Here is a 25,388-nt window from a genome sequence, read left to right on the forward strand (position 1 = left end):
ATGGCTAAGGTTCAAGCTACCTTGTCAAACACTTAAGAAAGACATTTCTGGCACCGTTGATATCACGATCAACGGTGAAGCCCTCACCCTTAATAATTTTGGAAGAACCTAATTTTTCGTCAATGGTCCCGTTCCATGATTGAGTCTTGGATGTATAGGCTTCGTTGCAATCAACTACATGCTTCCATACTTTTTGGCGTACCACTTAAGCCGCTTTTTGAATTGGTAGTGATTGAGGTCAAGCATCTGGCGGCAGGTGTTACGGCGAATGGTGCGAACCTTCTTATCTTTGCGTGTGACCATACCTCTTGTCTCAAAGGTTGGCAAAAATACAACGTCGTAGTTCGACACCAACTCGAACGCCAGCCGGTTATGCAGATCAAGAACAATGTCATCCTTTTTGCATTTCAGCCGGTCAATTTCCCTGTTGAAATGAATAATCCGATCTCTTGCCCATTGGGGCATATCGGGGAACTCAACGCCCTTCTGAGTGTTCAGGATTTTTTGCTTTTGACTGATCAAGCTGTCCACTTGCTTCATCAGTGGGAACAGCTTTGTTTTTGCAACGTTATTACCCGCTATCAACGCCTCTTTTTCGCTGTAGCAAGTGGCAAAGGTGCGAACTCCGGGGTCAACTCCAACGCATCTAACCTTCCCTTGGATTTCGGGATTTAGCTCAATATGTTGTTGAACCTGAATGAACCAGCGACCTTTGTCGTAGGTTATGACACAAGACTTGCCAATCGCTTCTGTTGGCAGATCTTCTGTCAGGTGAATCTTGCCAAGAGCCTCTACGCAGGGATTTAATCCCTTTGGCAAACGGTCAATAGAGAATGAGTGCCTGCTACCTTTGCGGCTTTTGAAACTGATTTCTGCAAAGCCCTCTTTAGCTCCCTTGAGCTTCTTGTTGTGCTTGCAGACCGCTTTGAATGTGGTCGCTGCCGCCAGTGTTCCATTATCAGAAACAATCGAGTTATAAGCCCTGCCACTTTCTTTTTGCTCCTGCTCCACTTGAGCTTTAATGGCGGGTCGCATGTTGATGAATTTTCCGCTGGCATCTTTATAGTCATCATTGCGGAAACGCTCAACAGCAAGGTTGTACGACCTGCGATAGAGTATCAGGGCATCGTGATAGGCTTGCTCATTCTCTGGGTAAAACCTGATCTTTTTTGACGCTACTATCTTTGCGTCCTTTGCGTCTTTTAGCAGATCGCTTCCCGTAGTGGCTATTGCAGAATGAGGTAATGAAACCGATAAGCTCTTGGGTGTCGAATGGCTCACAGGCGTTATCCGGGTCATCCAAAACTTCGATTTGTCCTCCCGATAATTCAACAAGCCACTTGATAAGTTCAAATCCTGATCGGGCAAGGCGATCTTTTGTGGCAACCACAATATGGGTTGGATTTCCGCACACCGCTGATTCCAGAATGGTTTGCAGTCCTTTTCGCTTAAAGTTGAAAGCACTGGCAATATCGCTGATAAATTCTGCGTCAGGATGTTTTTGGAGTAAGATATGCTTTTGCGTGTCAATGCTGGATTTTTGCTCTCCAGAACTGACTCTTGCATAGCATATCTTCCTTTACTGGCTAATGAATATGCGGAAGTGACCACCACTGGTTTGCTTCACTTTTTCGTAGTGACCGCTTTCGATCTTGCGCCTTATAGTTTGGCTGGTTACGCTTTCAATCTTGGCTAGCTTTGTAGCTGAAACCCACAAGATAAATTTACCTTTTAATGATTTATCTTGTGTCTAGCGTAATTGATTTTGCGATTGTTGCAATTTTATTTGACTGTTCCGAAACCTCATTGCTCAACACCGGGGTTTTGGAACACATGTCAAGTTTGTCGTCTACCCACATCACCAAGTCCAATGGGTAAGATGGTGTGCTTCATCTTTTTCAGGGAGGAGAAACAGTGTCTACCTGGATCTGGCTGACTTTGATGGCCGCTGTTGCTCAGGCATTTCGCACGGCATGTCAAAAAACACTTTCTGAGCGAGTCAGTGTCTGGGGGACCACATTTTCCCGATATGTTTTCTCACTTCCCCTGGTTTGGGTTTATTTGTATCTGCAACTGCACTGGCAGGATTCTGAGCTGCCTGAAATCTCTTCCACTTTCCTGCTCTACAGTTTCGGCGCCGGATTGGCTCAAATCGCTGCTACGGTTGTTATCGTCAAGCTCTTTCACCTGAGAAACTTTGCGATTGGGGTTATTTATTCCAAGTCTGAGACGGTTCTGGTGGCTGTGTTGGGTGCCATTATTTTTTCCCAGATGCTCAGCTGGGCGGGCTGGATCAGTGTTTTGTTGGGGACGGTTGGGTTGATCTTTTTGAACCCGCCCGGGCAGCAAGGATGGCGATCCCTGTTTTCGGTATCTGCTGCGTTTGGCCTCGGCGCAGGGTTCCTTCTGGCTTTGACCACCCTTTGGGTCAGACAGGCGAGTTTGTCGCTGGATGATGATCCGCTCGTGGCTTCGGCCTATACACTGACTGTCACAGTTCTTATGCAAACGGTGCTTTTGGGTGGCTTTATCTGGTTAAAAGAGCCTCAGACTCTGGGAAAGCTCATTCAGCAATGGAAGTTAAGTGGCGCTGTCGGGCTTCTCAGTCTGCTGGGGTCCATCGGCTGGTTTACAGCTTTCAGTCTGCAAAACCCGGCCCTGGTCAAAACCTTGGGGCAGGTTGAATTCTTCTTCACGCTGATTATCTCCAGTCGTCTGTTCAGGGAAAAACATTCGCCTCGTGAATATTGTGGTATGGCTCTGATTCTGAGTAGTGTCATTCTGCTACTCTGGCTTGCCTGATTTATTAAGGGATAGGGCTAAAGGTCGATAAAACGGTTATTAAGCTATCAGAGGCTTTTTTCAAATGACCGCTCTCCGATCTTCCTTTCTGATCCTGTTACTCATCCTCAGTCGTGCCTCCAGGGCAGAATTTGTTGAATTACCGAAGGTGCCGGACTTCTCTGAACTGCAAACCTATGAAGAGGCCATACACCAGCTATTTCAGGGTAAAGGTAAAAACTTTAAAGAAATCATAACCGCCGGTGGCGAGCTCGATCGGGCTTACACCGTTTTGTTTGATGGTACTGAATGGTTTGTCAAAATCTTTCGAGAAGATTGTTATGGATGTGAATTGATACGCTTTGAGTCTGAATGGCTGCTGAAAAAGAAGCTTTCGCTTTACCCCTGGTTGGTCAGGGTGAATGCTGAACTGGTACTCCCGGATCGTGCTGCTACTTTCATGCTCAATCAAAAGCAGCATTACATCCTGAGTTATCCTCTGGTTCCGGGCAGGAACTTGAGTGACATTTACAATCAACAGTATCTTGCTTCACATTATGCCTATTTCTTCCCGGAATGGCTGCAACTGTTCTATCAACAGTATCTTGCCTCAGATCATGCCCTGAATACCAAACAGAAAATTTTGCTGAGAAAAGCTTTTTACCGTTATGGGCAGGTATTGGCTCTGGCTCATTTAGATCCAAGACGGCCCGCCAAAAATATTGCCGAAATGTTGAGCCGGATGGTTCGGTTACACCTTCCGGACCGAAATGGAAATAATGAAATCTATGACCAGGAATCTGATCGAATCTACCTGGTGGACCTGGCGGAGACCATTGGCGAATTTGGTGAGCCAGCCTATGTGCATGAAGATCTTGAGGAAGTGGTGGGAAGTTTGGCTGAAATGGCCTCTGATGCTCAGACCAGGAAGGGGTTTTATTGTGGGGTTGCCTATGACTGCATAGTGAATCCGCTCAGGCAGTTTGCTCTGGGTTATGCAAGCAGTCTGCCTCTCTACAATCGCAAAATGGTAATCACCATGATAGGGGAGGCGATGGTGGGTTATCTGCAGAAAGAATGTCTTGGTGAAATGCAGGGAGACCGCTTTTGTCATGCCGTGGAAACTATTGAACAGCAGTTTCTCAGTGATCAGAGCTAAAGGTTCAGGAGTAAGCAGCCAGTAAACTGGCTGCGAAAGTATCAGTGGCCCAGCATATCAGCCTTGAGGTCAGCGTCGGCAGGTTGATCTCCCAGCCAGACACCCAGTAGAGCTTTGCTGAAGTCATCACCTTCGATGGTAGCCAGCTTTTTCCCATTCTTATAGACATTAACGCCCTTGCCGGGGGTGATAAACATTACGAAGTTATCACCCTTAACAATCTCGTCTTTGAAAACATCGATAAAGGCGGTCAGTCGATCTTCGAGAGGTGCGATCTGGCCACCGGTCGACTTCTCAAATCCTTCATTAACGGCTTCAGTGAGTTTTTCAGAAGTGATCAGCGTGGAGGTGATGAACAGCTGAATGGCTACAGGCGTTGTGCTGTTCAAGACACTGCTGGCTTCACTGGCTTTTTCCGTGGTGAAGAGCGAGCCTACGTACAGATCAACAAAAAATTTGGAGCGGACACCTGCACCATTGAGTTTCAGAGTCTGGTTTTCCAGGGTTAGCGTTTCTGGAACATTTACACCATCTAGCTCAATGGCCTGAACGTTCAGGCTCATTACAAGCGCTGAAACAAAGAGGAGTATTTTTTTCACAGATCTCTCCTGAAGGGAATGACGAAATGAAGAGCTAAATATACGCTAACCGACGAATAACTGTGAAAAAAACAAATGTATTAATTGGTAAAGAAAAGAAAATGAAAAGAGACTGATCATAACCAAAGGTTGGAAAGTTGACCTGCTGGTGTAGGTATTCACCGGGGGTTGGCAGAACAAACCTCCCCTGTATAATGCGCCTCCACTGAATGGTGCATGGCTCTCAAAGAGCACGCAAGGATCCATTGCAACAGCGTTTAAAACGGTGATTGACAATCGGATCGAACAGCGTAGAATGCACCGCCGCTGAGACAGAAACGCAACGCTCACTGAGTGAACGAATGCGGTCTTGGTAAGTTGAAAAGTGACTTAGAAAACAAGCACTTGACAACAAAAACGGTCGCGGTAAGATAGCGGCCTCGCTGAACAGCGCTGACCGCTGAATCAGCCGGTTAAAACCTTCTTGTTTTAATCCAGTTCTTTAACAAATTATCAGACAATTCGTGTGGGCGCTTGTGCGAATGGCATCGGTCAACAGAGCTTTGCTCTGAAATGATTTAAATGCTGATCAAGCAAGCGAACATACTCGTTAATTCTAACATGTACGTTTAATTGCAAAGATTGAGCAGTCAGCATGTTCTTCGGGGCAGCTGACAAAACGATTTAAACTGAAGAGTTTGATCATGGCTCAGATTGAACGCTGGCGGCAGGCCTAACACATGCAAGTCGAGCGGTAACAGAACTAGCTTGCTGGTTGCTGACGAGCGGCGGACGGGTGCGTAACACGTAGGAATCTGCCCGGTAGTGGGGGATAGCCCGGAGAAATCCGGATTAATACCGCATACGTCCTACTCTTTTTCGGAAGAGGGGGGAAAGCAGGGGACTCTTCGGAACCTTGCGCTATCGGATGAGCCTGCGTCGGATTAGCTGGTTGGTGGGGTAAAGGCCTACCAAGGCGACGATCCGTAGCTGGTCTGAGAGGATGATCAGCCACACTGGGACTGAGACACGGCCCAGACTCCTACGGGAGGCAGCAGTGGGGAATATTGCACAATGGGCGCAAGCCTGATGCAGCCATGCCGCGTGTGTGAAGAAGGCCCTAGGGTTGTAAAGCACTTTCAGCGAGGAGGAAAGGTTCAAGGTTAATACCCTTGAGCTGTGACGTTACTCGCAGAAGAAGCACCGGCTAACTCCGTGCCAGCAGCCGCGGTAATACGGAGGGTGCGAGCGTTAATCGGAATTACTGGGCGTAAAGCGTGCGTAGGCGGCTTGTTAAGTTGGATGTGAAAGCCCCGGGCTCAACCTGGGAACGGCACCCAAAACTGGCAAGCTAGAGTGCGGAAGAGGAGTGTGGAATTTCCTGTGTAGCGGTGAAATGCGTAGATATAGGAAGGAACACCAGTGGCGAAGGCGACACTCTGGTCTGACACTGACGCTGAGGTACGAAAGCGTGGGGAGCAAACAGGATTAGATACCCTGGTAGTCCACGCCGTAAACGATGTCTACTAGTCGTCGGGGATCTTGCATTTCTGGTGACGCAGCTAACGCGATAAGTAGACCGCCTGGGGAGTACGGCCGCAAGGTTAAAACTCAAATGAATTGACGGGGGCCCGCACAAGCGGTGGAGCATGTGGTTTAATTCGAAGCAACGCGAAGAACCTTACCTGGCCTTGACATCCTGCGAACTTACTAGAGATAGTTTGGTGCCTTCGGGAACGCAGTGACAGGTGCTGCATGGCTGTCGTCAGCTCGTGTCGTGAGATGTTGGGTTAAGTCCCGCAACGAGCGCAACCCTTATCCTCAGTTACCAGCACTTCGGGTGGGCACTCTGGGGAGACTGCCGGTGACAAACCGGAGGAAGGTGGGGACGACGTCAAGTCATCATGGCCCTTACGGCCAGGGCTACACACGTGCTACAATGGTGCATACAGACGGTTGCCAAGCCGCGAGGTGGAGCTAATCTGAGAAAGTGCATCGTAGTCCGGATTGGAGTCTGCAACTCGACTCCATGAAGTCGGAATCGCTAGTAATCGTGAATCAGAATGTCACGGTGAATACGTTCCCGGGCCTTGTACACACCGCCCGTCACACCATGGGAGTGGGTTGCTCCAGAAGTAGCTAGCTTAACCTTCGGGAGAGCGGTTACCACGGAGTGATTCATGACTGGGGTGAAGTCGTAACAAGGTAGCCCTAGGGGAACCTGGGGCTGGATCACCTCCTTAAACGAAGACCGACCTTCCATAAGCGTTCACACGAATTGTTTGATTATCAGTTGTCAGTTGACGGTGGTCAGTTGGCAGTTGTTAGTTTTGTTCTTTAACAATGTGGAATCCAAACTTAAATAAGCTGAGTTGATTTAAAAGACTTTGGTCTTTTAATGAAATTCTTGCTGAGACACTCTCAAGTGTAGGGCGTATCAGTGGCCGGTTGTCAGTTGACAGTTGCCGGTTACTGAAGATCGTTAAAGGTAGTTATTGCCTATAACCATCAGTTGCCACGAATCGACTGACCACTGGTCACCGACAACTGACAACTGAGATCTCGAAGAGATCGCTTTGGGTTATATGGTCAAGTGACTAAGCGTACACGGTGGATGCCTTGGCAGTCAGAGGCGATGAAGGACGTGGTAATCTGCGAAAAGTCTTGGGGAGCCGATAAACAGGCGTTGATCCAGGAATGTCCGAATGGGGAAACCCACTCACACAAGTGAGTATCCTTAACCTGAATACATAGGGTTTAGGAGGCGAACCCGGGGAACTGAAACATCTAAGTACCCGGAGGAAAAGAAATCAACCGAGATTCCCCCAGTAGCGGCGAGCGAACGGGGAGTAGCCCTTAAGCAATTTTTGGTTTAGCGGAACACTCTGGAAAGTGTGGCCATAGTGGGTGATAGCCCCGTACGCGAAAAGCCAGTTATTGTGAAATCGAGTAGGACGGCACACGTGAAATGTTGTCTGAACCGTCTTTTCGGAGACAAGGGGGGACCATCCTCCAAGGCTAAATACTCCTGACTGACCGATAGTGAACCAGTACCGTGAGGGAAAGGCGAAAAGAACCCCGTTGAGGGGAGTGAAACAGAACCTGAAACCGTGTACGTACAAGCAGTGGGAGTCAGTGGTCAGTTGTCAGTTGTCAGTTGCCAGTAGGCAAGCGACAGCAGATGACTGATTACCAGGTCGTCAAGTTGGAAAATACGGGCAGATTTGCAGAGGTGTTGAAATTGACGCTGAACAAAACTGACCACCGACAACTGACAACTGGCCACTGATGACTGCGTACCTTTTGTATAATGGGTCAGCGACTTATTTTCTGTGGCAAGGTTAACCGTATAGGGAAGCCGTAGCGAAAGCGAGTCTTAACAGGGCGTCCAGTCGCAGTGAATAGACCCGAAACCGGGCGATCTATCCATGAGCAGGTTGAAGATCAGGTAACACTGATTGGAGGACCGAACCCACTGTCGTTGAAAAGCCAGGGGATGACTTGTGGATAGGAGTGAAAGGCTAATCAAGCCCGGAGATAGCTGGTTCTCCTCGAAAGCTATTTAGGTAGCGCCTCGTGTCTCACCATCGGGGGTAGAGCACTGTTTGGGCTAGGGGGCCATCCCGGCTTACCAACCCCATGCAAACTCCGAATACCGATGAGTGCAATCACGGGAGACACACGGCGGGTGCTAACGTCCGTCGTGGAAAGGGAAACAACCCAGACCGTCAGCTAAGGTCCCAAAGTAATAGTTAAGTGGGAAACGATGTGAGAAGGCCCAGACAGCCAGGAGGTTGGCTTAGAAGCAGCCACCCTTTAAAGAAAGCGTAATAGCTCACTGGTCGAGTCGGCTCGCGCGGAAGATGTAACGGGGCTCAAACTATTCACCGAAGCTACGGGGTTCAGTTGTCAGTTTACAGTTGTCAGTTGGCAGTATGAGAAGTAAGTATGCAGCGATTTGAAGATTTAGAAGTATTTCAACGGGCCTATAAGCTTTCTTTGAAAGTTCACAAGCTCTCGCTGGAATTTCCGAGAATTGAACAAATGCATGGACTTGCTGATCAGATGTGCAGAGCCAGTAAAGGAATCTGTGCAAATATTGCTGAAGGACATGGGAAACTGATCATCTCAAAAGCAGAGTTTCGAAGGTTCATATTGATGGCTATCGGATCATCTGACGAAATGAGAGTTTGGTTAAGGTACTGCCTTGATCTCAATTACATTGACGATCAGCAATGGCAAGACCTCAAAACCGAATACAACCAAGTCAGTAAGATGTTGGTTAGTTTGCACAAGAGTTTTAAATAACTCAGTTCAAACTGACAACCGACAACTGCAAACTGACAACTGAACCGGTAGAGGAGCGTTCTGTAAGCCGTTGAAGGTTCACCGGAAGGTGGGCTGGAGGTATCAGAAGTGCGAATGCTGACATGAGTAACGATAAAGGGAGTGAGAGGCTCCCTCGCCGGAAGACCAAGGGTTCCTGCGCAACGCTAATCGGCGCAGGGTGAGTCGGCCCCTAAGGTGAGGTCGAAAGACGTAATCGATGGGAAACAGGTTAATATTCCTGTACCCCTTTTGACTGCGATGGAGTGACGGAGAAGGCTAGGCCAGCCCGGTGATGGTTATCCGGGTTTAAGGTCGTAGGCTGTGGACTCAGGCAAATCCGGGTCCACAAAGCCGAGAACTGATGACGAACCCACCAAGGTGGGGAAGTGGTTGATGCCAGGCTTCCAGGAAAAACTTCTAAGCTTCAGGTCAAAAGGGACCGTACCCGAAACCGACACAGGTGGTCAGGTAGAGAATACCAAGGCGCTTGAGAGAACCTGGGTGAAGGAACTAGGCAAAATGGCACCGTAACTTCGGGAGAAGGTGCGCCGGCTTTGGTGATCGGGCTTGCCCCGTAAGCTGAGGCTGGTCGAAGATACCAGGTGGCTGCGACTGTTTATTAAAAACACAGCACTGTGCTAACACGTAAGTGGACGTATACGGTGTGACGCCTGCCCGGTGCCGGAAGGTTAATTGATGCTGTTATCGCAAGAGAAGCGGTTGATCGAAGCCCCGGTAAACGGCGGCCGTAACTATAACGGTCCTAAGGTAGCGAAATTCCTTGTCGGGTAAGTTCCGACCTGCACGAATGGCGTAACGATGGCCACGCTGTCTCCACCCAGGACTCAGTGAAATTGAAATCGCTGTTAAGATGCAGTGTATCCGCGGCTAGACGGAAAGACCCCGTGAACCTTTACTACAGCTTCACAGTGGATCTTGATGTTGCTTGTGTAGGATAGGTGGGAGGCTTTGAAGTGTGGACGCCAGTCTGCATGGAGCCAACCTTGAAATACCACCCTGGCAATATTGAGGTTCTAACCCAGGTCCTTTAGCAGGATCGGGGACATTGTGTGGTGGGTAGTTTGACTGGGGCGGTCTCCTCCCAAAGAGTAACGGAGGAGCACGAAGGTTGGCTAAGCACGGTCGGACATCGTGCGGTTAGTGTAATGGTACAAGCCAGCTTGACTGCGAGAGGTACATCTCGAGCAGGTACGAAAGTAGGTCATAGTGATCCGGTGGTTCTGAATGGAAGGGCCATCGCTCAACGGATAAAAGGTACTCCGGGGATAACAGGCTGATACCGCCCAAGAGTTCACATCGACGGCGGTGTTTGGCACCTCGATGTCGGCTCATCACATCCTGGGGCTGAAGCCGGTCCCAAGGGTATGGCTGTTCGCCATTTAAAGTGGTACGCGAGCTGGGTTTAGAACGTCGTGAGACAGTTCGGTCCCTATCTGCCGTGGACGTTGGAAGTTTGAGGAGAGCTGCTCCTAGTACGAGAGGACCGGAGTGGACGAACCACTGGTGTTCGGGTTGTGTCGCCAGACGCATTGCCCGGTAGCTAAGTTCGGACGGGATAACCGCTGAAAGCATCTAAGCGGGAAGCCCCCTTCAAGATGAGACTTCCCTGGCCGCAAGGCCCATAAGAGACGTTAAAGACTATGACGTTGATAGGCGGGGTGTGTAAGCGTTGTGAGGCGTTGAGCTAACCCGTACTAATGACTCGAGAGGCTTGACCATATAACGCCAAAGCGATTTGCGCAGCGAAGCTGCCAGCAAAAGCTGGAAGCTGGAAGCTTGAAGCCGTACACAGTGAACGAGAGTGTTGAGCAAGAATAGACGACACAGCTTAAAAGAGATTTGGATTCCAGAGCCTTAGTTTTCGAGAAACAGCTTCAAGCCTCCAGCTTAAAGCTTCCAGCTCGAGAGCCAACGGCTCGACCAGTTTTGCCTGGTGACCATAGAGTGTTGGAACCACCCGATCCCATCCCGAACTCGGAAGTGAAACGACACATCGCCGATGGTAGTGTGGGGCTTCCCCATGTGAGAGTAGGTCATCGCCAGGCATTGAATAAAGCAGAACCCCGGTTGAGAGATTGACCGGGGTTTTTGTTATTACTACTCATCGCACCCGGTCTCCCTGACCTTTCCCCGTCGCAGTCATCAAAATATATTTAAAATAATCCCGAAGAGTTAAGGATCGGATCATCTGGCTGTCTGTTCTGGCAAGCAGTTCAGGGGTGGACATATCAATCTGTCTGACTTGCGCAAGTCCGGTAAGGCCAGGCAACACATTATACACCCCGAGTTGTTCACGGGCTTCAATCAACTCTTGCTGATTAAAAAGATTAGGCCGTGGACCTACCAGACTCATATCGCCAACCAGAACATTCCATAGCTGTGGCAGTTCATCCAGCTTGGTTTTACGCAGGAATCGACCCAGTGGCGTAATGGATGAGGAAGGGACAAGATGACTGGCAACAGAGAAAGTATCCACTTGCATGGTACGGAACTTCACAAGCACAAACGGCTTTTTATAACGGCCAACCCGTTCCTGGCTGAACAGGGGAGAGCCGGTATCAAGAAGACCCATAATATAAATTACCAGAAGTAAAGGCGAGCTGAGAATTAGACCGAGTAGAGCCAGCAGGCAATCGAGGAAACGATACACTTCATTTTTTACCTGGAGAATAGGCCAAAACGGTAGCCCGAATACCCTGTTCGACAGGATAGGGCGGTTGCCAGCCTAAAAGGTGGATTGCCTTTGCAGGATCGACCCTGTAAATCACCAATCAGCTTGTCTGCATTTAAATCTGTAGACGATATGAGCTATTGTCTCGCAATATAATGTTTATTTTCTCATTCAGGATCGAATCATGAGTAAGGACGATTATTTAGATTATGGCCAACTTTCCAAGCTTGGTGAGGGTCACTGATAATAGAGAGTTGTGAAATCAAGTCGTGAGCATTCATGCTGAGGCCTTATCCTGATGTGTAGATATAAGACCATAGACGCATTAAAAAGAAAGCAAATATAAGCTACAGGCCAATAATTGAAGGGGCTTTCATGATTTTTCCATGGATGGGTAATAAACACCGCTTACCTATTGAGTCGGAACGTGAACAGGTGCTCAACGCGCTGCTAAGTATTACCCAGTGGGTTGAGATCTATTATCTCTGGCGGCCAAAATTACCAGACGAAGCTGATAATCACCTGGTAGAGCTGGCGATGGCTGGCGGTGCCAGCCATATCATCACGTGTGCCGAGCATGTCACACAGCTTGGGGGTGAAAGTCCCCTGTCCAGCCAGATGAGGGCGAAGGACTAGTGAAGCACAAGGTTTGTATCGTGAGGTGCAGGCTGAAGGCAGTGTGGAGCAAAACCGCGAGCCGACGAACAGAAATCAGATATGAGGCTGTTTGCGTGAGGACGAGTCAGCGTATGATGACGAAGTCCATACTCATCCGGACATTCAGGCAGTAGATCTGGCGGTTGTGCGGCGAAGGCGGTGTGACTTACCTCGGGAGGTCTGTGTGGTGTCTGATATTTCGGACTGAGGCCATCGTAAGGTGACTTGACCGCCACACAGAAGTCAGCAGATGGCATAGTAGCTGGCGTATGTCAGTGAAGGCCTGAACGGTACAGAGTGGTGAGTAGTTTCTGTTATTCGATACACTGGACGCAGACAAATCCAGCAAACACTGGAACTCATGCCAAGTGGTCACGGCGGAACCGGAGGCTGCAAGGCTATGAGGGCTGAGGTCGTGTCGGTATCACAGGATTACGAAAGCCCGGCGGGTGGTACGAGCCTGATGGAACGTATCGCCAACCCCAATAATTTAACAAGAGCCTTTCAGCGAGTTAAACGCAATAAAGGCGCAGCAGGCATCGACCGCATGACAGTGGAAGGGTTGTACACCCATCTACAAGAACATGGTCATGAACTGCGGCAATGTCTTTTGCAGGGAGAATGGCGTCCTGCTCCCGTAAGGCGAGTACTGATTCCCAAACCGGACGGAGGAGAAAGGCAGTTGGGTATACCAATCGCCTTAGACCGAATGGTGCAGCAAGCGATACAGCAAGTATTGCAGGCCGAGTGGGAACCAAGGTTCTCAGCCTTCAGTTACGGATTCAGGCCGAACCGGTCAGCACATCAGGCGATTAATCAGGCTCAGTCGTATATCCGAGAAGGATATAGCTGGGTTGTGGACATTGACCTGTCGAAATTCTTCGATCGGGTTAACCATGATCGACTGATGGCAAAGCTGGCAGTTCACACAGATGACAAGGATGTATTACGTTTAATTCGACGATTCCTACAGTCCGGAGTGATGGAGAACGGGCTGGTAAAACCGCAGACCGAAGGAGTGCCTCAGGGAGGGCCGCTCTCACCTGTGTTGTCTAACATCGTACTGGATGAACTCGATAAAGAGTTAGAAAAGCGTGATTTACGGTTTGTACGTTACGCTGACGACTGTCGGGTGTTTGTGCGAAGCCAGAAAGCAGGCGAGAGAGTGATGGCAAGTTTGACTCGTTACATCGAAAGCAAGCTGAAGCTAAAAGTCAACGTTGCGAAAAGTGCAGTTGACAAGGTATGGAGGCGGGCGTTCCTGGGATACAGCTTTACCAGAGATGGCAGGAAGAAGCTGGCAGATAAAACCTGCAAGCGGTTCAGGGACAAGGTCAAACAACTAACCCGCAAAGGCGGGCGGTCACTGGAGCAGAGATTGGAGTTTCTGAATCGCTACTTACGGGGCTGGAAGAACTACTTTCGAGAAGTTGAAACCCGTTCGGAGTTTGAAAACTTTGACTGCTGGATCAGGCGACGATTGAGAAGTTTGCTCTGGTATCAATGGAAGAAAAGCCCGAAGCGATATGCGGAGCTAAGAAGGCGAGGAGTCAGTGATGAGCTGACGAGGCAGACAGTAGGGTCGAGCAAAGGGTACTGGCGGATAAGCCGGAGTCCTGCGCTGCACTTAGCATTGCCGAATAGTTGGTTCGATGAATTAGGTTTGATTAGATTATTGGCTGCTTAACTGACCGAAACGCCCAGTACGGACCCGTATGCTGGGTGTTGGTGTGTCATGAGAACAGAGTCGGTCTGTTCGTAACTGTAATTGAGATGGAGGCAGGCCCTCCGGTGGCGGCTTCTGGAAGCGACCACCAAACCACTGTGAGCTGCGCTGATTAAGAGTCAGGGTGGTGAGCGTCACAGAAAAGACGCAACAAGATTGCGTCAGGTATGACTTCGGGAGATGAACGCAAGTGAACCATTGATGACGTGTCGTAAGCGTATACGTTGGCATCAAAAGTGAGGGGCACCACTACCTCATGATAAGTTCAGGAGTTATCCAGTTACTGCCTGAGCGGTGTCCGGCACAAAGATGGCATGAACCGATTTCAGGCTCTTTTATGGAACATGAGAACCTGTCGCTCTGGTGTTAAGGGAGCCAGCCAAGCTGTCAAACAGCAAGGCTCTGAGTACCAATACAGGGCACAGGGGCGGATCAGCTCGTAGTAGCGATGAAGTACCTGTAATGGGTATGGAGCGAAGGGGCTGACTTATCCAGCGGAAGGAGTAGATCAACCAACTTTATGGGATGAATCTATGACTGATGCAAAACCGTTCACAATTTCGAAAAGGCTTGTCTGGCAAGCCTGGCAGAAGGTGAAAGCCAACAAGGGAGCCGCAGGCATTGATGGTCAGTCGCTGGCTGACTTTGAAGCCAACCTGAGCGGCAACCTGTACAAACTATGGAACAGGATGTCATCGGGAAGTTACTTTCCTCCCCCCGTCATGCGTGTAGACATCGACAAGAAAGGTGGAGGCACGAGACCGCTGGGAGTACCGACAGTAGCGGATCGCATAGCCCAAACGGTGGTCAAGTTGATCGTGGAGCCATTAGTGGAACCTGTCTTTCATGAAAACTCCTATGGCTACCGGCCTAACCGAAATGCTCATCAGGCACTGGCGGTTGCGCGAAAGCGTTGCTGGCGGCGCGACTGGGTGATTGATCTCGATATAAAGGGATTCTTTGACAATCTGGATCATGAACTCATGATGAAAGCGGCGAGGCGCCACATTCAGGAACCTTGGGTACTGCTATATATAAAACGTTGGCTGGAAGCTCCTGTAGATGATGGCAGGGAGCAAGTTAAACGGATGAAGGGGACGCCGCAAGGGGGCGTGATTAGCCCACTGCTGGCGAACCTGTTTATGCATTATGCTTTTGATCTATGGCTCGAACGCAATATACGGCATGTCTGGTTTGAGAGATATGCTGATGATGCGCTGATCCATTGTCGTACCAAACAGGAAGCGGAGTCAGTACTGGAGCAGGTCAGGCAGAGGTTGAAAGACTGCGGCCTGACATTGCATCCGGAAAAGACGAAGCTGGTCTACTGCATGGATGAAGACCGACCGGAAAAGCATGAAAACACGGCGTTTGACTTTTTGAGCTATACCTTTCGCCCACGGATGGCCAGAAACCGGTACGGGAAGTTCTTTGTCAGCTTTCTCCCGGCGATAAGCAAGGCTTCGGCTCAGCATATCCGGGACACTATCAGGGAGCTGGCAGTTCCCACCAAACGATCACTTTACTCGCTTGATGAGTTGGCAAAGTTGATCAATCCCTATGTACAGGGCTGGATCAATTACTATGGGAAATTCTACCCGTCGGAATTGAAGAAAGTTCTGAACTATGTGGAAGAAACACTGGTTCGCTGGGCTATGGGCAAATACAAGAAATTGAGGGGGCGAAAGAAGCGAGCTGCCCATTGTTTAGGGAGAGTCGCCAAGAAAGCCCCGTGGTTAATGGCACACTGGCGTATTGGTTGTGTGTCAGCGGCTGGATAAGAAGAGCCGTATGAGCTGAGAGGTTCAAGTACGGTTCCGTGAGCAGCTGAGGGGGAGGTTCCCTTGGTTGACTCGACTGGGAGGAGCGTAGCTGTGAGGCTAGGCCCTATCCCGATCAAGAACATTAAAGATGTTGGTCGCGGTGAACTGAGGTTTGACCACCTAACCATTTGTAATCCAGAAGACTTTATTAGGGAGATCAGGCAATGAGCGTACTTACCATTCGAATGACCGAAGAAAAACATGAACGCTTGAAGCAATTGGCCAAGTCCAGAAATATCAGTCTGAACAAATTGATGGATGAATTATCGACCATCGCCTTGGCAGAGTTTGATACCTATAACCGTTACCTGGTCAGAGCAGAATCAGGTAATCCAAAGGAAGCTCTGAAGGTTCTGGACAGGCTGGACAGTGAGTCACGGTAAAATCATGAAAGTACGTGCCTGGCCAGGACTGCAGCCGGATAGCATGTGCTCATAACAGCTTTCCTTTGCTTTCCCTTCAGGCCTGCTTTGAACGTTTTCGAACTGTTTAGTAGAGTGACTGTCTAAAGTCTGCCAAAATTTCTGCCCCGGCATTACTTCGAATTCGACACTCATCTTCTCTCATCGCACCATCAAGCTTCCTTTTTCACTTTTCTTAAAACATACCCTCGTTTTCCAGGTGTCAATAGCTTCCCCTCACTACAGAACTAAGCTATCGTTGATGAACCATTGATACAGGGAGCATGGATATGTTTCAGACATACAAAGCCACTGTAGACAGTAAGGGCAACCTCAAACTGCCAGATAATCTGGTATTGCCTTCAGGGTCTAACGTATTGATAACCATACTTGAGGAGTCACCCGGCCAGCGGGTTAATGATGAAGTGCTGTTAAGTGAACCGTCACTCGCAGCAGACTGGAATAAGCCAGATGAGGATGAAGCATGGGAATGCCTTCAGCAGGAACGATAGTCACTATCAATTTCCCGTTCTCCGACTTGTCGTCAACTAAACGCCGCCCGGCTCTTACACTTGCCAGCGTCGGAAAAGGTGATGTTATTCTCTGTCAGATCACCAGTAAAGCATACTCTGATCCGACAGCAATTGTTATCACTCCGAACGATTTCAACCAAGGAATCCTAGACCGTGAGAGCTTTGCGCGCCCGGGAAAGTTATTCACGGCACACCAAAGCATTATCTGCCAAGAAATCGCGACCATAAAAGCAGAGAAATTCAATGAAATTATTCATCGTTTACATCAAATTATTTCACGAAAAGTGCAATAACCCTTGAACTGAAAGTATCTGCCCAAGGAATAATCATGAAAGTGCCTGCCCAGCATGGACTTCAGCCAGATAGCGTGTACTCATCCATAGCGGCTTTCTTTTGTTTCCTCTTCAGACCTGCTTTGAAGGTTTTCGTGTTGTTCAGCAGATTGACTGCAATATGTCTAAAGCCTGCTAGAACTTCTGCTCCGACATTTCTTCGGATGCGATACTCGTCTTCTCTCATCGCAACATCAAGTTTCCAGTGAAGCTTATTCTCAGTCTTCTGCGCTGCAATGACAGCACAGATCGTCAGAAAAAGGATGTCTGTTAGCTTATGGTCAACCTTCCAAGCTTGGTGAGGGTCACTGATAATAGAGAGTTGTGAAATCAAGTCGTGAGCATTCATGCTGAGGCCTTATCCTGATGTGTAGATATAAGACCATAGCCGTATTAAAAAGAAAGCAAATGTAAGCTACAGGTCAATGATTTCAGCAGTTTTCATGATTTTTCCATGGCATTGAGCCCAATGGCTTCGGGTGCTTGCATGACTTTTTCCTAAGATAAGCTTATTAATTATTAGCGGGAGTTATCAATTTCAGGGTGGGAAAATAGCTTGAGAACTTACCATTATCCCGCGTTATTAGTTGAAAATTTGAGATCAACGCATGGGCTCCAATAAAGAAATCAGGCAATGGTGATATTCTTTTGCCTTTGTTCTTTCAATATTGAAGATAAACTTTACCTGCCAAGAACAATGCTTCTCGAGGGATTTCCAAAACTTTGATACCCATTTTAGTCAATGTTTCATCGACTTCTTCTGTTGTTTTAAAACCAATGGATATCTCTGTGTATACTACTGAGTTTATGAACAAGCTATTACTTTGACTGTATTGCTCGAGAATTTTCTCTGACCGATCAGCCCAATTTTTATCGTTAGTCAACAAGTCGAGAAGAACACAGGAATCAATCAGAATGCCATTCACGGCTCGCCTCTCGTAAGTCCCATAATTTCTTCAGTGCTCATTTGGGCTGATGCGATTCCCCTGAACCGGGCAAATCTTTTCTTTGTTTTTGGTTGATCTCTTTTTTCCAGATAGAATCTGCCATTTTCCTCAATAAATTCTATTTCACTACCCGGCAAAATCCCGAGTACCTCTCTTACTTCCCGAGGGATGCTAACTTGTCCTTTTGTAGATGCTCTCATGGTTTTCTATCTCCACCTTAAGGCAATACTAATATAGTCTTACCTTAAGGTGTGTACAACAGGAAAACCAGATTAAGTCCAACAACCTGTGATCAGGGATTTCTCACAAAGTAATTTTCACATTTCTGAATATCAAAACCACGGCAAAATCATGAAAGTGCCTGCCCAGCAAGGACTTCAGCCAGATAGCGTGTACTCATAGCTGCTTTCTTTTGTTTTTTCTTCATGCCTGCGTTGCACTTGCATGGTACGGAACTTCAAAAGAACAAACGGCTTTTTATAGCGGAGTTAACAGCGCCCAACTCGCTCTTGGCTGAACAAAGGAGAGCCATTATCGAAAAGACCCATAATATAAATCACCAGAAGCAGAGGTGATCCAACAATCAGACCTATTGACGCCAGCAGACAATCGAAAAAACGGTACACTTTATTCTTGACATTGCGAGTAGGCGGCGACGGTAGCTACCCATTAGAAAACACCGGCTGACCAGAATACGCAATCCCGCAGGCTTACTATTCAGCATGGAAAAATCAGGTAGTTATATGTCAACATTGTCAGTTTGAATTCGTATCGATTGATTATGAAAATTGCAGCTTCCACCAATCAATTGTTTCTTTTATCCTTTGTTGAAACGTTTCGGAAGGTTGCCATCCTAGTTCATCGTTAAGTCTGCGTGTATCGGCTACAAGAAGGGGTGGCTCTGTCGGTGAATTTGGCACTTTTCCAAACTGAATTAAATCTAGGCGGTCTAAAGAAGTACCTATATTGATGACCATTTCCCTAACTGATATTCCTCTTCCAGATGCAATATTGATAGGGCCTTGTAGATCAGATGTTATTAGAGTGACAAGAGCTGAGGCTACGTCTGCGACATGTAAAAAATCACGCACCTGGTTACCCTGGCTACATGCGGCAATTTGACCTCTTAATAGTGAAAGTGTAACTGATGAGATAAGCCTTGCCGGATGCTCGTGGGGCCCAAAAATGAAAAAAATACGCCCCCAAGCAGTACTTATCGCTGTCTCATGGCTGTAAGAACTCAATATATCTTGTAATGCATTCTTACACGTTCCGTAGAGGGTGCCTGGATTTAGTGGTGTAATATCTTCTGAGCACCAACCAAAACGCCAGTCGTATTCGGCGCAGGTACCCGTTATTACTACACGATGGCCACCATGTTCAGCAAAAGCCTGCAAAAGCTCAAGACTGGCACTAAGCCATTGTAGGTTCTCGGGTGTGGACCAAAACACATTTGGTTCTGCATTCCAAGCGAGGTGTAAAAGATAACTTGGTCGTACCAAACGAATGAGCCTTACTGCAGACCCTTTCTCAAGCAAATTGCACTTATGCCAAAAAATTTCATTATCTTCTCGTTCTTGACGTGTAGCAGCATGTATTTCAAAACCAGAGTCCTTTAGCAGTTTCAGACAGTAGCGACCTATGAAACCTGTAGCACCTGTTATGAGTATTTTCTTGCTCATTACTTTTTAGTGGCGATAGCTGTGAACTCTGGGCCATGGATATGATTTTCGCTACCAGACAAAATCTCTAACGTAAAGCCCAAAGAATCGAAGAGGCTGAACCAGCTCTCTAAATCCATCCAATAGGTATATGTGTTACCACCTCCGCAAAAACGAGGTATGTTGAGTGCCTTTGAATAGTTGTGTTTGTAGACAGTGCCTGTATAACCCTTGTAATTCATTATCTCCGCAACGTAAGAGAATCTATCACCATAAATAGACCTCACCTCACTCTCTTTAAAATAGTGAGACCATATACCAATTTTTTGTGTTTTATTAGATATTTTTACTATTGTTTCAATGGGATTCTTACAGTGATATATGACACCACATGCTAGAATCAAGTCATACATATTACAGTCATTTAAGTATTGGTCAAAATCCCCTAACATGTAAGACACGTTGTTCATTCCGAGTATTTCTTTGATAATTAAACATTTAAGATAAGCTCTGCTGTTTGCCTCAATTGCAGTAACACTTCTTGCTTTTAACTTTTTTGTTAGCATGTAAGAGTGCCCACCTTCCAATGGTCCTAATTCCAGAATATTGGCATTATTTAAACCGCCTACTTTGTTACAAATAAGATCAATTCTAACATCGTTAAAAAGATCAGCGGTGCCATGACTTTTTATATCTCCAGGAATAATACTTGACCATTCCCCATAAAATATATCTATCGCATTTTGTGATTTAGGATATGTCATGAAATACTCATCAAGTATTGTCATGTTAATTACCTTAGCTAGTAAATTGTTAGTCGTGGCATAGCTTTGACAACCCGAAGGCACCAGTCAACCAAATAAGTGAGTCGGCTGTCTATTTATGGTAAACTCAAAAGAAAGTACATGTACCCTAAAAATCACTTTCAACCACTAATCAGAACACAGACCTGTGGTTGATCTTGAACAGTAACACACAAACAATGATTCTCTAGAAACCATAAAATTCATTTTTCAATAATTGCAGTAAATTCAAATCTATTTTTCACTTGACCGCTAACATAAATATTTGAGAAACCAATAAAATCAAGATCAATCAGACTTTTTATAATATTGAAAAAACTTATTGGAGTAAATTGCCATGCATGAACATCAATATAATCTCCATTGCTTTTTTCATATTTATCTATCGCATCTTTAATACGTATACTATCAACCCATTGATAATCAGTGGTTTTCTGGACTCCTCTCCAATGCTCTACTGGATCATTGTGGGTTGTCATTGCCAAATGTTCTATAACCGAACCTACCGTATGGATTTTTCTCTTTTCATAATTAAGCATTAAAGATTTCTGATATTTTCGTTGGAGGCAGTGTAGCATCAAAACAAAAACTGCAATGAGGAACAACTAAATAATATCTTCCTTTATCTGAAAGAAGATTGTACACCTCTTGTAAGTGAGAAATTAAGTCAGGTTGATGTTCAATATTATGAGATGAGAAAACACATTCAAACCTTGTTGCTATTTTGCTTAATGACAAATTATCTATTACATAATCAATTATTGGTATATCTTGAGTACTAAAACCAATGTCTCTTGCCCGTTTGATCAAGTCATCTGTATTTAAAACGTCTGCATATGAAACTGTATCTCCCTTTAACTGAGGTGTCGTAAAAGGGCCTATTTCCAATACTCTTTTATCATTACACAACACTGTAAGTTTCTCTCTCAAGCAATAAGGATTACATTCCCTGCCCTCGTAATATCCATATTGTGAGTAGTGCCGAGCTAACTTTCGATCATTAAAATGATTCAAATCATCATATTTTTTTCTATAAAAACCCACATCAAGATCAATGCAATCTATCATTGAAAATACCTCAGCAAGTTTTGTGACTCTTATTGGTGAACTCGTTGACTTAAAAAGAGAGTTATTTTTCCGTTGGGCTTCACTGATACTAATTCTATTGAGATTACCTTATTTTTAACGAACTTATTCGCAAGTTTCTCATCGTTACCATTATTTTTTAATTGCCGAAATGTGTGTTTGAGAAATCCACCTAAAATATATCTATCATACTTTTTTATTCTGGATACGCCATGAAAGACTTATCAATATCGCCATATTACATTTCTTTTCTAATAAATTGTTAATTGTGGTATGGCTGTAACAAATTGACAGCCCCAGTTATGCACATAAGAGAGTTGGTGCATTATTTCTGAGCGTAGATTCCAAGGCAGTATAATGATGTAATCAGGCTTAACATGATTTAATACATCTTCCTCAACTATTGGTATGCGACTACCTGGCATGTATTTTTGCTGTTTATTGGGGTTGCGATCGACAACGAATGGCAATAAGTCCTTTCGAACGCCAGCATAATTTAACAGTGTATTTCCCTTAGCTGCTGCACCATATGCCGCAACCGATTTTTTTTCACTCTTCGCCTTGATTAGAAATGATAAAAATTCATGTTTCACTCGGTCTGTTGTTTTTTGAAAATCTTGATAGAATTTCTTGTTATTTATCCCATGTTCATTTTCTATTGTCAGCAAGGAATTAACATTGTCAGAAATTGATTCACCACCTGTGTCTGAGCGTTGTGAGAATACCCTCAGGCTACCGCCATGAGTAGATAATTCTTCAACATCAAAAATAGTAAGGCCTGATCGTGTAAATATTTTTCTTACTGTGGTTAGGGTCAAGTATGAAAAGTGTTCATGATAAATAGTATCAAACTGGTTCTGATTAACCAGTTTTAAAAAGTGAGGAAACTCAAATGTAGCCACACCTTTAGGCTTGAGTAAAGATGTAAAACCTGCAATGAAATCGTTAATATCCGGTACATGAGCAAGAACATTGTTTGCTACGGTTAAATCTGCTTGTATACCCTTTTGAACAAGTTCATTTGCCAGCCTGATACCAAAGAATTTTTCAATAACTGGAATACCTCTTTTTCTAGCAGCACAGGCGGTGCTCGCTGTCGGCTCTATTCCGGTACAGGGTATCCCAGCCTCTTTAACATACTGCAACAGATAACCATCATTGGCTGCCACCTCAACAACATGGCTATTGCTATTTAGACGGAAGCGATCAATCATGTCATGCACATACTGCTTTGAATGCACTAACCAGCTGTCAGAAAAACTACTGAAATAAGCATATTCTGTGTCAAACAAGTCCTCAGCATCTGTAAAGTCCTCTGTCTGTACAAGCCAACATTTTTCGCATACTAAAACACGCAACGGAAACCATTTTTCAGGACCCTCCATGCTTACATTCGTCAAATAGGCGTTTGAGGGAGGTGAGCTACCCAAATCAACCAGTGATAAGACAAGGTCAGAGTTGCAATGCCGACATTTCAAATTTTTACACCTTTAAATTGACTAAGATCCAGCATGGGATGGCCTGAATCTTTGGCAGACATAGACTCTACATTATACGGCCAGTCAATAGCCAGTTTTTTGTCCAGTGGATTGAGACCATCCTCTGATTTTGGTTGATACAATGCTGTGTGAAGATAAAGCAATTCGCAATTTTCTGATAATGTTTGAAATCCGTGGGCAAATCCATCAGGGATGACAAGTGATTTCAGATTTCTCTCACTCAAAACTTCCCCATGCCATTTCAGAAATGTAGGAGAACCCATTCGAACATCGACAGCAACATCAAAAACCTCACCCCGAATACAACTAATAAATTTTGTTTCAGCGTTTGGTGGGTATTGAAAGTGCATCCCACGCACGGTGTATCTGGATTTCGTTAGAGTATGATTTATTTGCACGATGAATTTACCAGCTAGCACTGTCTTTAATTCCTCAGAGCAGAAAAACCTCTCAAAATAGCCTCTTCCATCCTCTAACAGTTTCCTTTGCAGAACTTTCAAGCCATCAATTTCGACAGAATGTATTTCAAAACGCGGCATCATCATGGCGTGACAAACTGGCTTCGTAGGTTTGAATCTGCTGCAAGCTTGCCCTATGCATGTTTTGGTTATTCTTCCAGGCAAGGTACCAATCAGAGGTCATATCAAGGGCTTGTGTCAAATTCCAACGTGGGTACCACTTAAGCTTTGATTTCGCCTTGGAAGTATCAAGTTTGAGCACTGCTGCTTCATGGGGTTGAAGAGTAGTGTCGTAAACCCAGCTGGTATCCGGATATTTGCGACCTAAATAATCAACTATCCAGGATACAGACCGTGCGTCGTCTTCATCAGGCCCAAAGTTCCAGCCTTCAGCCATATCCTGACAAGTATTATAAAGGGCTTCGGCAAGTAAGATGTAGCCACAAAGGGGTTCAAGCACGTGCTGCCAGGGTCGTATTGAGTTTGGCGAACGGACAGTCAATCTATGTCCAGCCTCAAAGGCTCTAAAAAAGTCAGGAATCAGCCTGTCAATTGCCCAATCTCCACCACCAATCACGTTGCCGGCCCTTGCACTTGCGACTTGAATACCTTGTTGTTGAAAAAAAGATCGCCGATAAGCTGCGGTCAAAAGTTCAGAACAAGCTTTGCTACTGGAATAGGGATCAAAACCACCCATAGGCTCATTTTCTCTGTAGGGCCAGACCCACTCCCTGTTTTCGTAACACTTATCTGAAGTAACATTGACAATCGCTCTCACACTCCCGGCCTTGCGAACTGCTTGAAATAAATTGACAGTGCCAAGAACATTCACGCTATATGTTTCTACCGGATCAATGTAAGACTGTCGAACAATAGGCTGTGCTGCCAGATGAAAAATTATTTCTGGTTTTATACTGCAAACCTTTGCTGTCAATTTTTCTGCATTACGCAAATCACCAATTTCATGACCAGTCAAGTAATTTTCTAATTTTGTTACGTAGAAAAAGTTTGGTTCCGTAGGCGGTTTTAGAGCATAGCCGTATATTTTTGCACCCATTTTCGACAACCAAAGAGTTAACCACCCACCTTTAAACCCTGTATGTCCTGTTAAGAAGACTCTTTTACCAGACCAGAATGACCTGTTCACTTCCATACCTTCCAGGGTGCTTTGCCTGTAACCCAGAGATCCTCTAGCAGTTTTTTTTCGCGGAGGGTATCCATTGGCTGCCAAAAACCTGAGTGAACATATGACATGAGCTCACCGTCAGCAGCCAAAGTCTTCAAAGGCTCTTCTTCCCATGTTGTTTGATCGCCATGAATGTAATCAAGGCATTTGGGGGACAAAATGAAAAAACCACCATTTATTGTGCAACCATCACCTCTAGGTTTTTCTGAAAAGCCGCATACACAAGAACCTTCCGTTTGAAGAGCTCCAAAACGACCGGGCGGCTGCACTGCCGCAACTGTTGCCAATTTACCATGGGATTGATGAAATGAAATTTCCTTGGCTATATCAATATCTGAAAGTCCATCGCCGTAAGTAAAACAAAAACTCTCCTCTCTCATAACATGTTCTTCTATTCGCTTTAATCTACCCCCGGTTAGTGTTTTTTCTCCAGTATCTACAAGAGTTACCAGCCAAGATTCTGCATTTTGCCTGTGTACTTTCATCTGATTAGATTTCATGTCGAAAGTAACGTCTGACATATGAAGAAAATAGTTGGCAAAATACTCCTTGATTAAATACCCTTTATAGCCACAGCAAATCACGAACTCATTAACACCATGCGCAGAATATATTTTCATTATGTGCCATAAGATAGGTTTTCCACCAATTCTGATCATTGGTTTTGGTTTTAAATTGGTTTCTTCGGAAATACGCGTACCAAAACCACCGGCAAGTATCACGGCTTTCATATGAAA

23 protein-coding genes, 3 rRNA genes and 2 pseudogenes are annotated in these 25,388 nt (G+C 46.0%); 11 read left to right on the forward strand and 17 right to left on the reverse strand.

Annotated elements, in window-relative coordinates:
• Positions 1 to 16 precede the first annotated feature (16 nt).
• Positions 17 to 205 (reverse strand): zinc ribbon domain-containing protein, encoded by a 189-nt coding sequence (locus tag ACOJUN_RS16470; RefSeq protein WP_422133009.1) that lies wholly within the window; start codon positions 203 to 205, stop codon positions 17 to 19.
• Positions 206 to 1,141: 936 nt separating this feature from the next.
• Positions 1,142 to 1,573 carry an IS607 family transposase gene (locus tag ACOJUN_RS16475; protein ID WP_422137084.1) on the reverse strand — a complete coding sequence of 144 codons (432 nt, stop codon included), beginning with the start codon at positions 1,571 to 1,573 and terminating at the stop codon, positions 1,142 to 1,144.
• 341 nt (positions 1,574 to 1,914) lie between these two features.
• Here ACOJUN_RS16475 and ACOJUN_RS16480 point away from each other — a divergent pair, with 341 nt between their 5' ends.
• Together ACOJUN_RS16480 and ACOJUN_RS16485 are read left to right on the forward strand one after the other, a co-directional pair.
• The gene (locus ACOJUN_RS16480; RefSeq protein WP_422133010.1) at positions 1,915 to 2,802 is read left to right on the forward strand and encodes a DMT family transporter; all 888 of its coding nucleotides are present in this window, start codon (positions 1,915 to 1,917) and stop codon (positions 2,800 to 2,802) included.
• Positions 2,803 to 2,866: 64 nt separating this feature from the next.
• Complete coding sequence (locus ACOJUN_RS16485) at positions 2,867 to 3,940, forward strand: hypothetical protein (RefSeq protein ID WP_422133011.1); 1,074 nt, start codon at positions 2,867 to 2,869, stop codon at positions 3,938 to 3,940.
• A gap of 41 nt (positions 3,941 to 3,981) precedes the next feature.
• Here the strand turns inward: ACOJUN_RS16485 and ACOJUN_RS16490 are convergent, their stop codons facing one another.
• Positions 3,982 to 4,539 carry a chalcone isomerase family protein gene (locus ACOJUN_RS16490; RefSeq protein ID WP_422133012.1) on the reverse strand — a complete coding sequence of 186 codons (558 nt, stop codon included), beginning with the start codon at positions 4,537 to 4,539 and terminating at the stop codon, positions 3,982 to 3,984.
• Positions 4,540 to 5,204: 665 nt separating this feature from the next.
• Between ACOJUN_RS16490 and ACOJUN_RS16495 the strand changes: the two genes are divergently transcribed.
• The 3 genes from ACOJUN_RS16495 (at position 5,205) to rrf (ending at position 10,913) form a co-directional block, all read left to right on the forward strand.
• A 16S ribosomal RNA gene (locus ACOJUN_RS16495) occupies positions 5,205 to 6,761 on the forward strand.
• 344 nt (positions 6,762 to 7,105) lie between these two features.
• Positions 7,106 to 10,587, forward strand: a 23S ribosomal RNA gene (locus ACOJUN_RS16500).
• Positions 10,588 to 10,797: 210 nt separating this feature from the next.
• Positions 10,798 to 10,913 (forward strand): 5S ribosomal RNA (gene rrf / locus ACOJUN_RS16505).
• The 16S, 23S and 5S rRNA genes sit together here, the layout of an rRNA operon.
• A 56-nt stretch (positions 10,914 to 10,969) precedes the next feature.
• Here the strand turns inward: rrf and ACOJUN_RS16510 are convergent.
• Positions 10,970 to 11,518, reverse strand: coding sequence for a sugar transferase (locus ACOJUN_RS16510; protein ID WP_422133013.1), 549 nt, complete (start codon positions 11,516 to 11,518; stop codon positions 10,970 to 10,972).
• A gap of 396 nt (positions 11,519 to 11,914) precedes the next feature.
• Between ACOJUN_RS16510 and ACOJUN_RS16515 the strand changes: the two genes are divergently transcribed.
• From ACOJUN_RS16515 to ACOJUN_RS16540, 6 genes are all read left to right on the forward strand, one after another.
• On the forward strand, positions 11,915 to 12,175 hold the full coding sequence (locus ACOJUN_RS16515) for a PIN domain-containing protein (protein WP_422133014.1): 261 nt from the start codon (positions 11,915 to 11,917) through the stop codon (positions 12,173 to 12,175).
• A gap of 382 nt (positions 12,176 to 12,557) precedes the next feature.
• A complete protein-coding gene (ltrA, locus tag ACOJUN_RS16520) occupies positions 12,558 to 13,883 on the forward strand; it encodes a group II intron reverse transcriptase/maturase (RefSeq protein WP_422133015.1) in 1,326 nt (441 codons plus the stop codon).
• Between the two features lie 572 nt (positions 13,884 to 14,455).
• On the forward strand, positions 14,456 to 15,703 hold the full coding sequence (gene ltrA / locus ACOJUN_RS16525) for a group II intron reverse transcriptase/maturase (RefSeq protein ID WP_422133016.1): 1,248 nt from the start codon (positions 14,456 to 14,458) through the stop codon (positions 15,701 to 15,703).
• Between the two features lie 206 nt (positions 15,704 to 15,909).
• On the forward strand, positions 15,910 to 16,128 hold the full coding sequence (locus tag ACOJUN_RS16530) for a toxin-antitoxin system HicB family antitoxin (RefSeq protein WP_422133017.1): 219 nt from the start codon (positions 15,910 to 15,912) through the stop codon (positions 16,126 to 16,128).
• Positions 16,129 to 16,436: 308 nt separating this feature from the next.
• The gene (locus ACOJUN_RS16535; protein WP_422133018.1) at positions 16,437 to 16,658 is read left to right on the forward strand and encodes a hypothetical protein; all 222 of its coding nucleotides are present in this window, start codon (positions 16,437 to 16,439) and stop codon (positions 16,656 to 16,658) included.
• Entirely contained in the window at positions 16,631 to 16,972 is a 342-nt protein-coding gene (locus ACOJUN_RS16540; protein WP_422133019.1) for a type II toxin-antitoxin system PemK/MazF family toxin, read from the forward strand. Before ACOJUN_RS16535 ends, ACOJUN_RS16540 begins: the two co-directional genes overlap by 28 nt.
• 33 nt (positions 16,973 to 17,005) lie before the next feature.
• Here ACOJUN_RS16540 and ACOJUN_RS16545 read toward each other — a convergent pair.
• The 13 genes and pseudogenes from ACOJUN_RS16545 to rfbF form a co-directional block, all read right to left on the reverse strand.
• A pseudogene (locus tag ACOJUN_RS16545) lies at positions 17,006 to 17,231 on the reverse strand (transposase); the annotation flags it as partial.
• Between the two features lie 12 nt (positions 17,232 to 17,243).
• Positions 17,244 to 17,360 (reverse strand): annotated as a pseudogene (locus ACOJUN_RS16550) (transposase family protein); the annotation flags it as partial.
• 313 nt (positions 17,361 to 17,673) lie between these two features.
• Positions 17,674 to 17,937, reverse strand: a complete 264-nt coding sequence (locus tag ACOJUN_RS16555; protein WP_422133020.1) for a PIN domain-containing protein — start codon at positions 17,935 to 17,937, stop codon at positions 17,674 to 17,676.
• Complete coding sequence (locus tag ACOJUN_RS16560) at positions 17,934 to 18,158, reverse strand: AbrB/MazE/SpoVT family DNA-binding domain-containing protein (protein ID WP_422133021.1); 225 nt, start codon at positions 18,156 to 18,158, stop codon at positions 17,934 to 17,936. Before ACOJUN_RS16560 ends, ACOJUN_RS16555 begins: the two co-directional genes overlap by 4 nt.
• Before the next feature lie 288 nt (positions 18,159 to 18,446).
• On the reverse strand, positions 18,447 to 18,584 hold the full coding sequence (locus ACOJUN_RS16565; protein ID WP_422133022.1) for a sugar transferase: 138 nt from the start codon (positions 18,582 to 18,584) through the stop codon (positions 18,447 to 18,449).
• Positions 18,585 to 18,737: 153 nt separating this feature from the next.
• Positions 18,738 to 19,640: an NAD-dependent epimerase/dehydratase family protein gene (locus tag ACOJUN_RS16570; protein ID WP_422133023.1), complete on the reverse strand. Its 903-nt coding sequence runs from the start codon at positions 19,638 to 19,640 to the stop codon at positions 18,738 to 18,740.
• Entirely contained in the window at positions 19,640 to 20,407 is a 768-nt protein-coding gene (locus ACOJUN_RS16575; RefSeq protein ID WP_422133024.1) for a DUF1698 domain-containing protein, read from the reverse strand. The genes ACOJUN_RS16570 and ACOJUN_RS16575 overlap by 1 nt, the downstream gene beginning before the upstream one ends.
• Before the next feature lie 218 nt (positions 20,408 to 20,625).
• The gene (locus tag ACOJUN_RS16580) at positions 20,626 to 20,961 is read right to left on the reverse strand and encodes a hypothetical protein (RefSeq protein WP_422133025.1); all 336 of its coding nucleotides are present in this window, start codon (positions 20,959 to 20,961) and stop codon (positions 20,626 to 20,628) included.
• On the reverse strand, positions 20,954 to 21,490 hold the full coding sequence (locus ACOJUN_RS16585) for a hypothetical protein (RefSeq protein WP_422133026.1): 537 nt from the start codon (positions 21,488 to 21,490) through the stop codon (positions 20,954 to 20,956). Before ACOJUN_RS16585 ends, ACOJUN_RS16580 begins: the two co-directional genes overlap by 8 nt.
• 269 nt (positions 21,491 to 21,759) lie before the next feature.
• Positions 21,760 to 22,986 (reverse strand): methyltransferase domain-containing protein, encoded by a 1,227-nt coding sequence (locus tag ACOJUN_RS16590; RefSeq protein WP_422133027.1) that lies wholly within the window; start codon positions 22,984 to 22,986, stop codon positions 21,760 to 21,762.
• Complete coding sequence (locus tag ACOJUN_RS16595; RefSeq protein WP_422133028.1) at positions 22,983 to 23,552, reverse strand: dTDP-4-dehydrorhamnose 3,5-epimerase family protein; 570 nt, start codon at positions 23,550 to 23,552, stop codon at positions 22,983 to 22,985. The genes ACOJUN_RS16590 and ACOJUN_RS16595 overlap by 4 nt, the downstream gene beginning before the upstream one ends.
• The gene (gene rfbG, locus ACOJUN_RS16600; protein ID WP_422133029.1) at positions 23,533 to 24,612 is read right to left on the reverse strand and encodes a CDP-glucose 4,6-dehydratase; all 1,080 of its coding nucleotides are present in this window, start codon (positions 24,610 to 24,612) and stop codon (positions 23,533 to 23,535) included. Before rfbG ends, ACOJUN_RS16595 begins: the two co-directional genes overlap by 20 nt.
• Positions 24,609 to 25,382 (reverse strand): glucose-1-phosphate cytidylyltransferase, encoded by a 774-nt coding sequence (rfbF, locus tag ACOJUN_RS16605; protein ID WP_422133030.1) that lies wholly within the window; start codon positions 25,380 to 25,382, stop codon positions 24,609 to 24,611. The genes rfbG and rfbF overlap by 4 nt, the downstream gene beginning before the upstream one ends.
• Between the last annotated feature and the right edge of the window lie 6 nt (positions 25,383 to 25,388).

Source organism: Endozoicomonas sp. ALD040, assembly GCF_049275945.1.
Taxonomy (GTDB): domain Bacteria; phylum Pseudomonadota; class Gammaproteobacteria; order Pseudomonadales; family Endozoicomonadaceae; genus Endozoicomonas_A.

Excerpts from the sequence above, each read along its gene's own strand:
- ACOJUN_RS16515 (WP_422133014.1), top strand. The coding sequence starts at position 11,915 with ATGATTTTTCCATGGATGGGTAATAAACACCGCTTACCTATTGAGTCG.
- ltrA (WP_422133015.1), top strand. The coding sequence starts at position 12,558 with ATGCCAAGTGGTCACGGCGGAACCGGAGGCTGCAAGGCTATGAGGGCT.
- ACOJUN_RS16535 (WP_422133018.1), top strand. The coding sequence starts at position 16,437 with ATGTTTCAGACATACAAAGCCACTGTAGACAGTAAGGGCAACCTCAAA.
- ACOJUN_RS16585 (WP_422133026.1), bottom strand. The coding sequence starts at position 21,490 with ATGATAGATTGCATTGATCTTGATGTGGGTTTTTATAGAAAAAAATAT.
- ACOJUN_RS16540 (WP_422133019.1), top strand. The coding sequence starts at position 16,631 with ATGGGAATGCCTTCAGCAGGAACGATAGTCACTATCAATTTCCCGTTC.
- rfbF (WP_422133030.1), bottom strand. The coding sequence starts at position 25,382 with ATGAAAGCCGTGATACTTGCCGGTGGTTTTGGTACGCGTATTTCCGAA.
- ACOJUN_RS16485 (WP_422133011.1), top strand. The coding sequence starts at position 2,867 with ATGACCGCTCTCCGATCTTCCTTTCTGATCCTGTTACTCATCCTCAGT.
- ACOJUN_RS16580 (WP_422133025.1), bottom strand. The coding sequence starts at position 20,961 with ATGCTTAATTATGAAAAGAGAAAAATCCATACGGTAGGTTCGGTTATA.
- ltrA (WP_422133016.1), top strand. The coding sequence starts at position 14,456 with ATGACTGATGCAAAACCGTTCACAATTTCGAAAAGGCTTGTCTGGCAA.
- ACOJUN_RS16575 (WP_422133024.1), bottom strand. The coding sequence starts at position 20,407 with ATGACAATACTTGATGAGTATTTCATGACATATCCTAAATCACAAAAT.
- ACOJUN_RS16530 (WP_422133017.1), top strand. The coding sequence starts at position 15,910 with ATGAGCGTACTTACCATTCGAATGACCGAAGAAAAACATGAACGCTTG.
- ACOJUN_RS16570 (WP_422133023.1), bottom strand. The coding sequence starts at position 19,640 with ATGAGCAAGAAAATACTCATAACAGGTGCTACAGGTTTCATAGGTCGC.
- ACOJUN_RS16560 (WP_422133021.1), bottom strand. The coding sequence starts at position 18,158 with ATGAGAGCATCTACAAAAGGACAAGTTAGCATCCCTCGGGAAGTAAGA.
- ACOJUN_RS16595 (WP_422133028.1), bottom strand. The coding sequence starts at position 23,552 with ATGATGATGCCGCGTTTTGAAATACATTCTGTCGAAATTGATGGCTTG.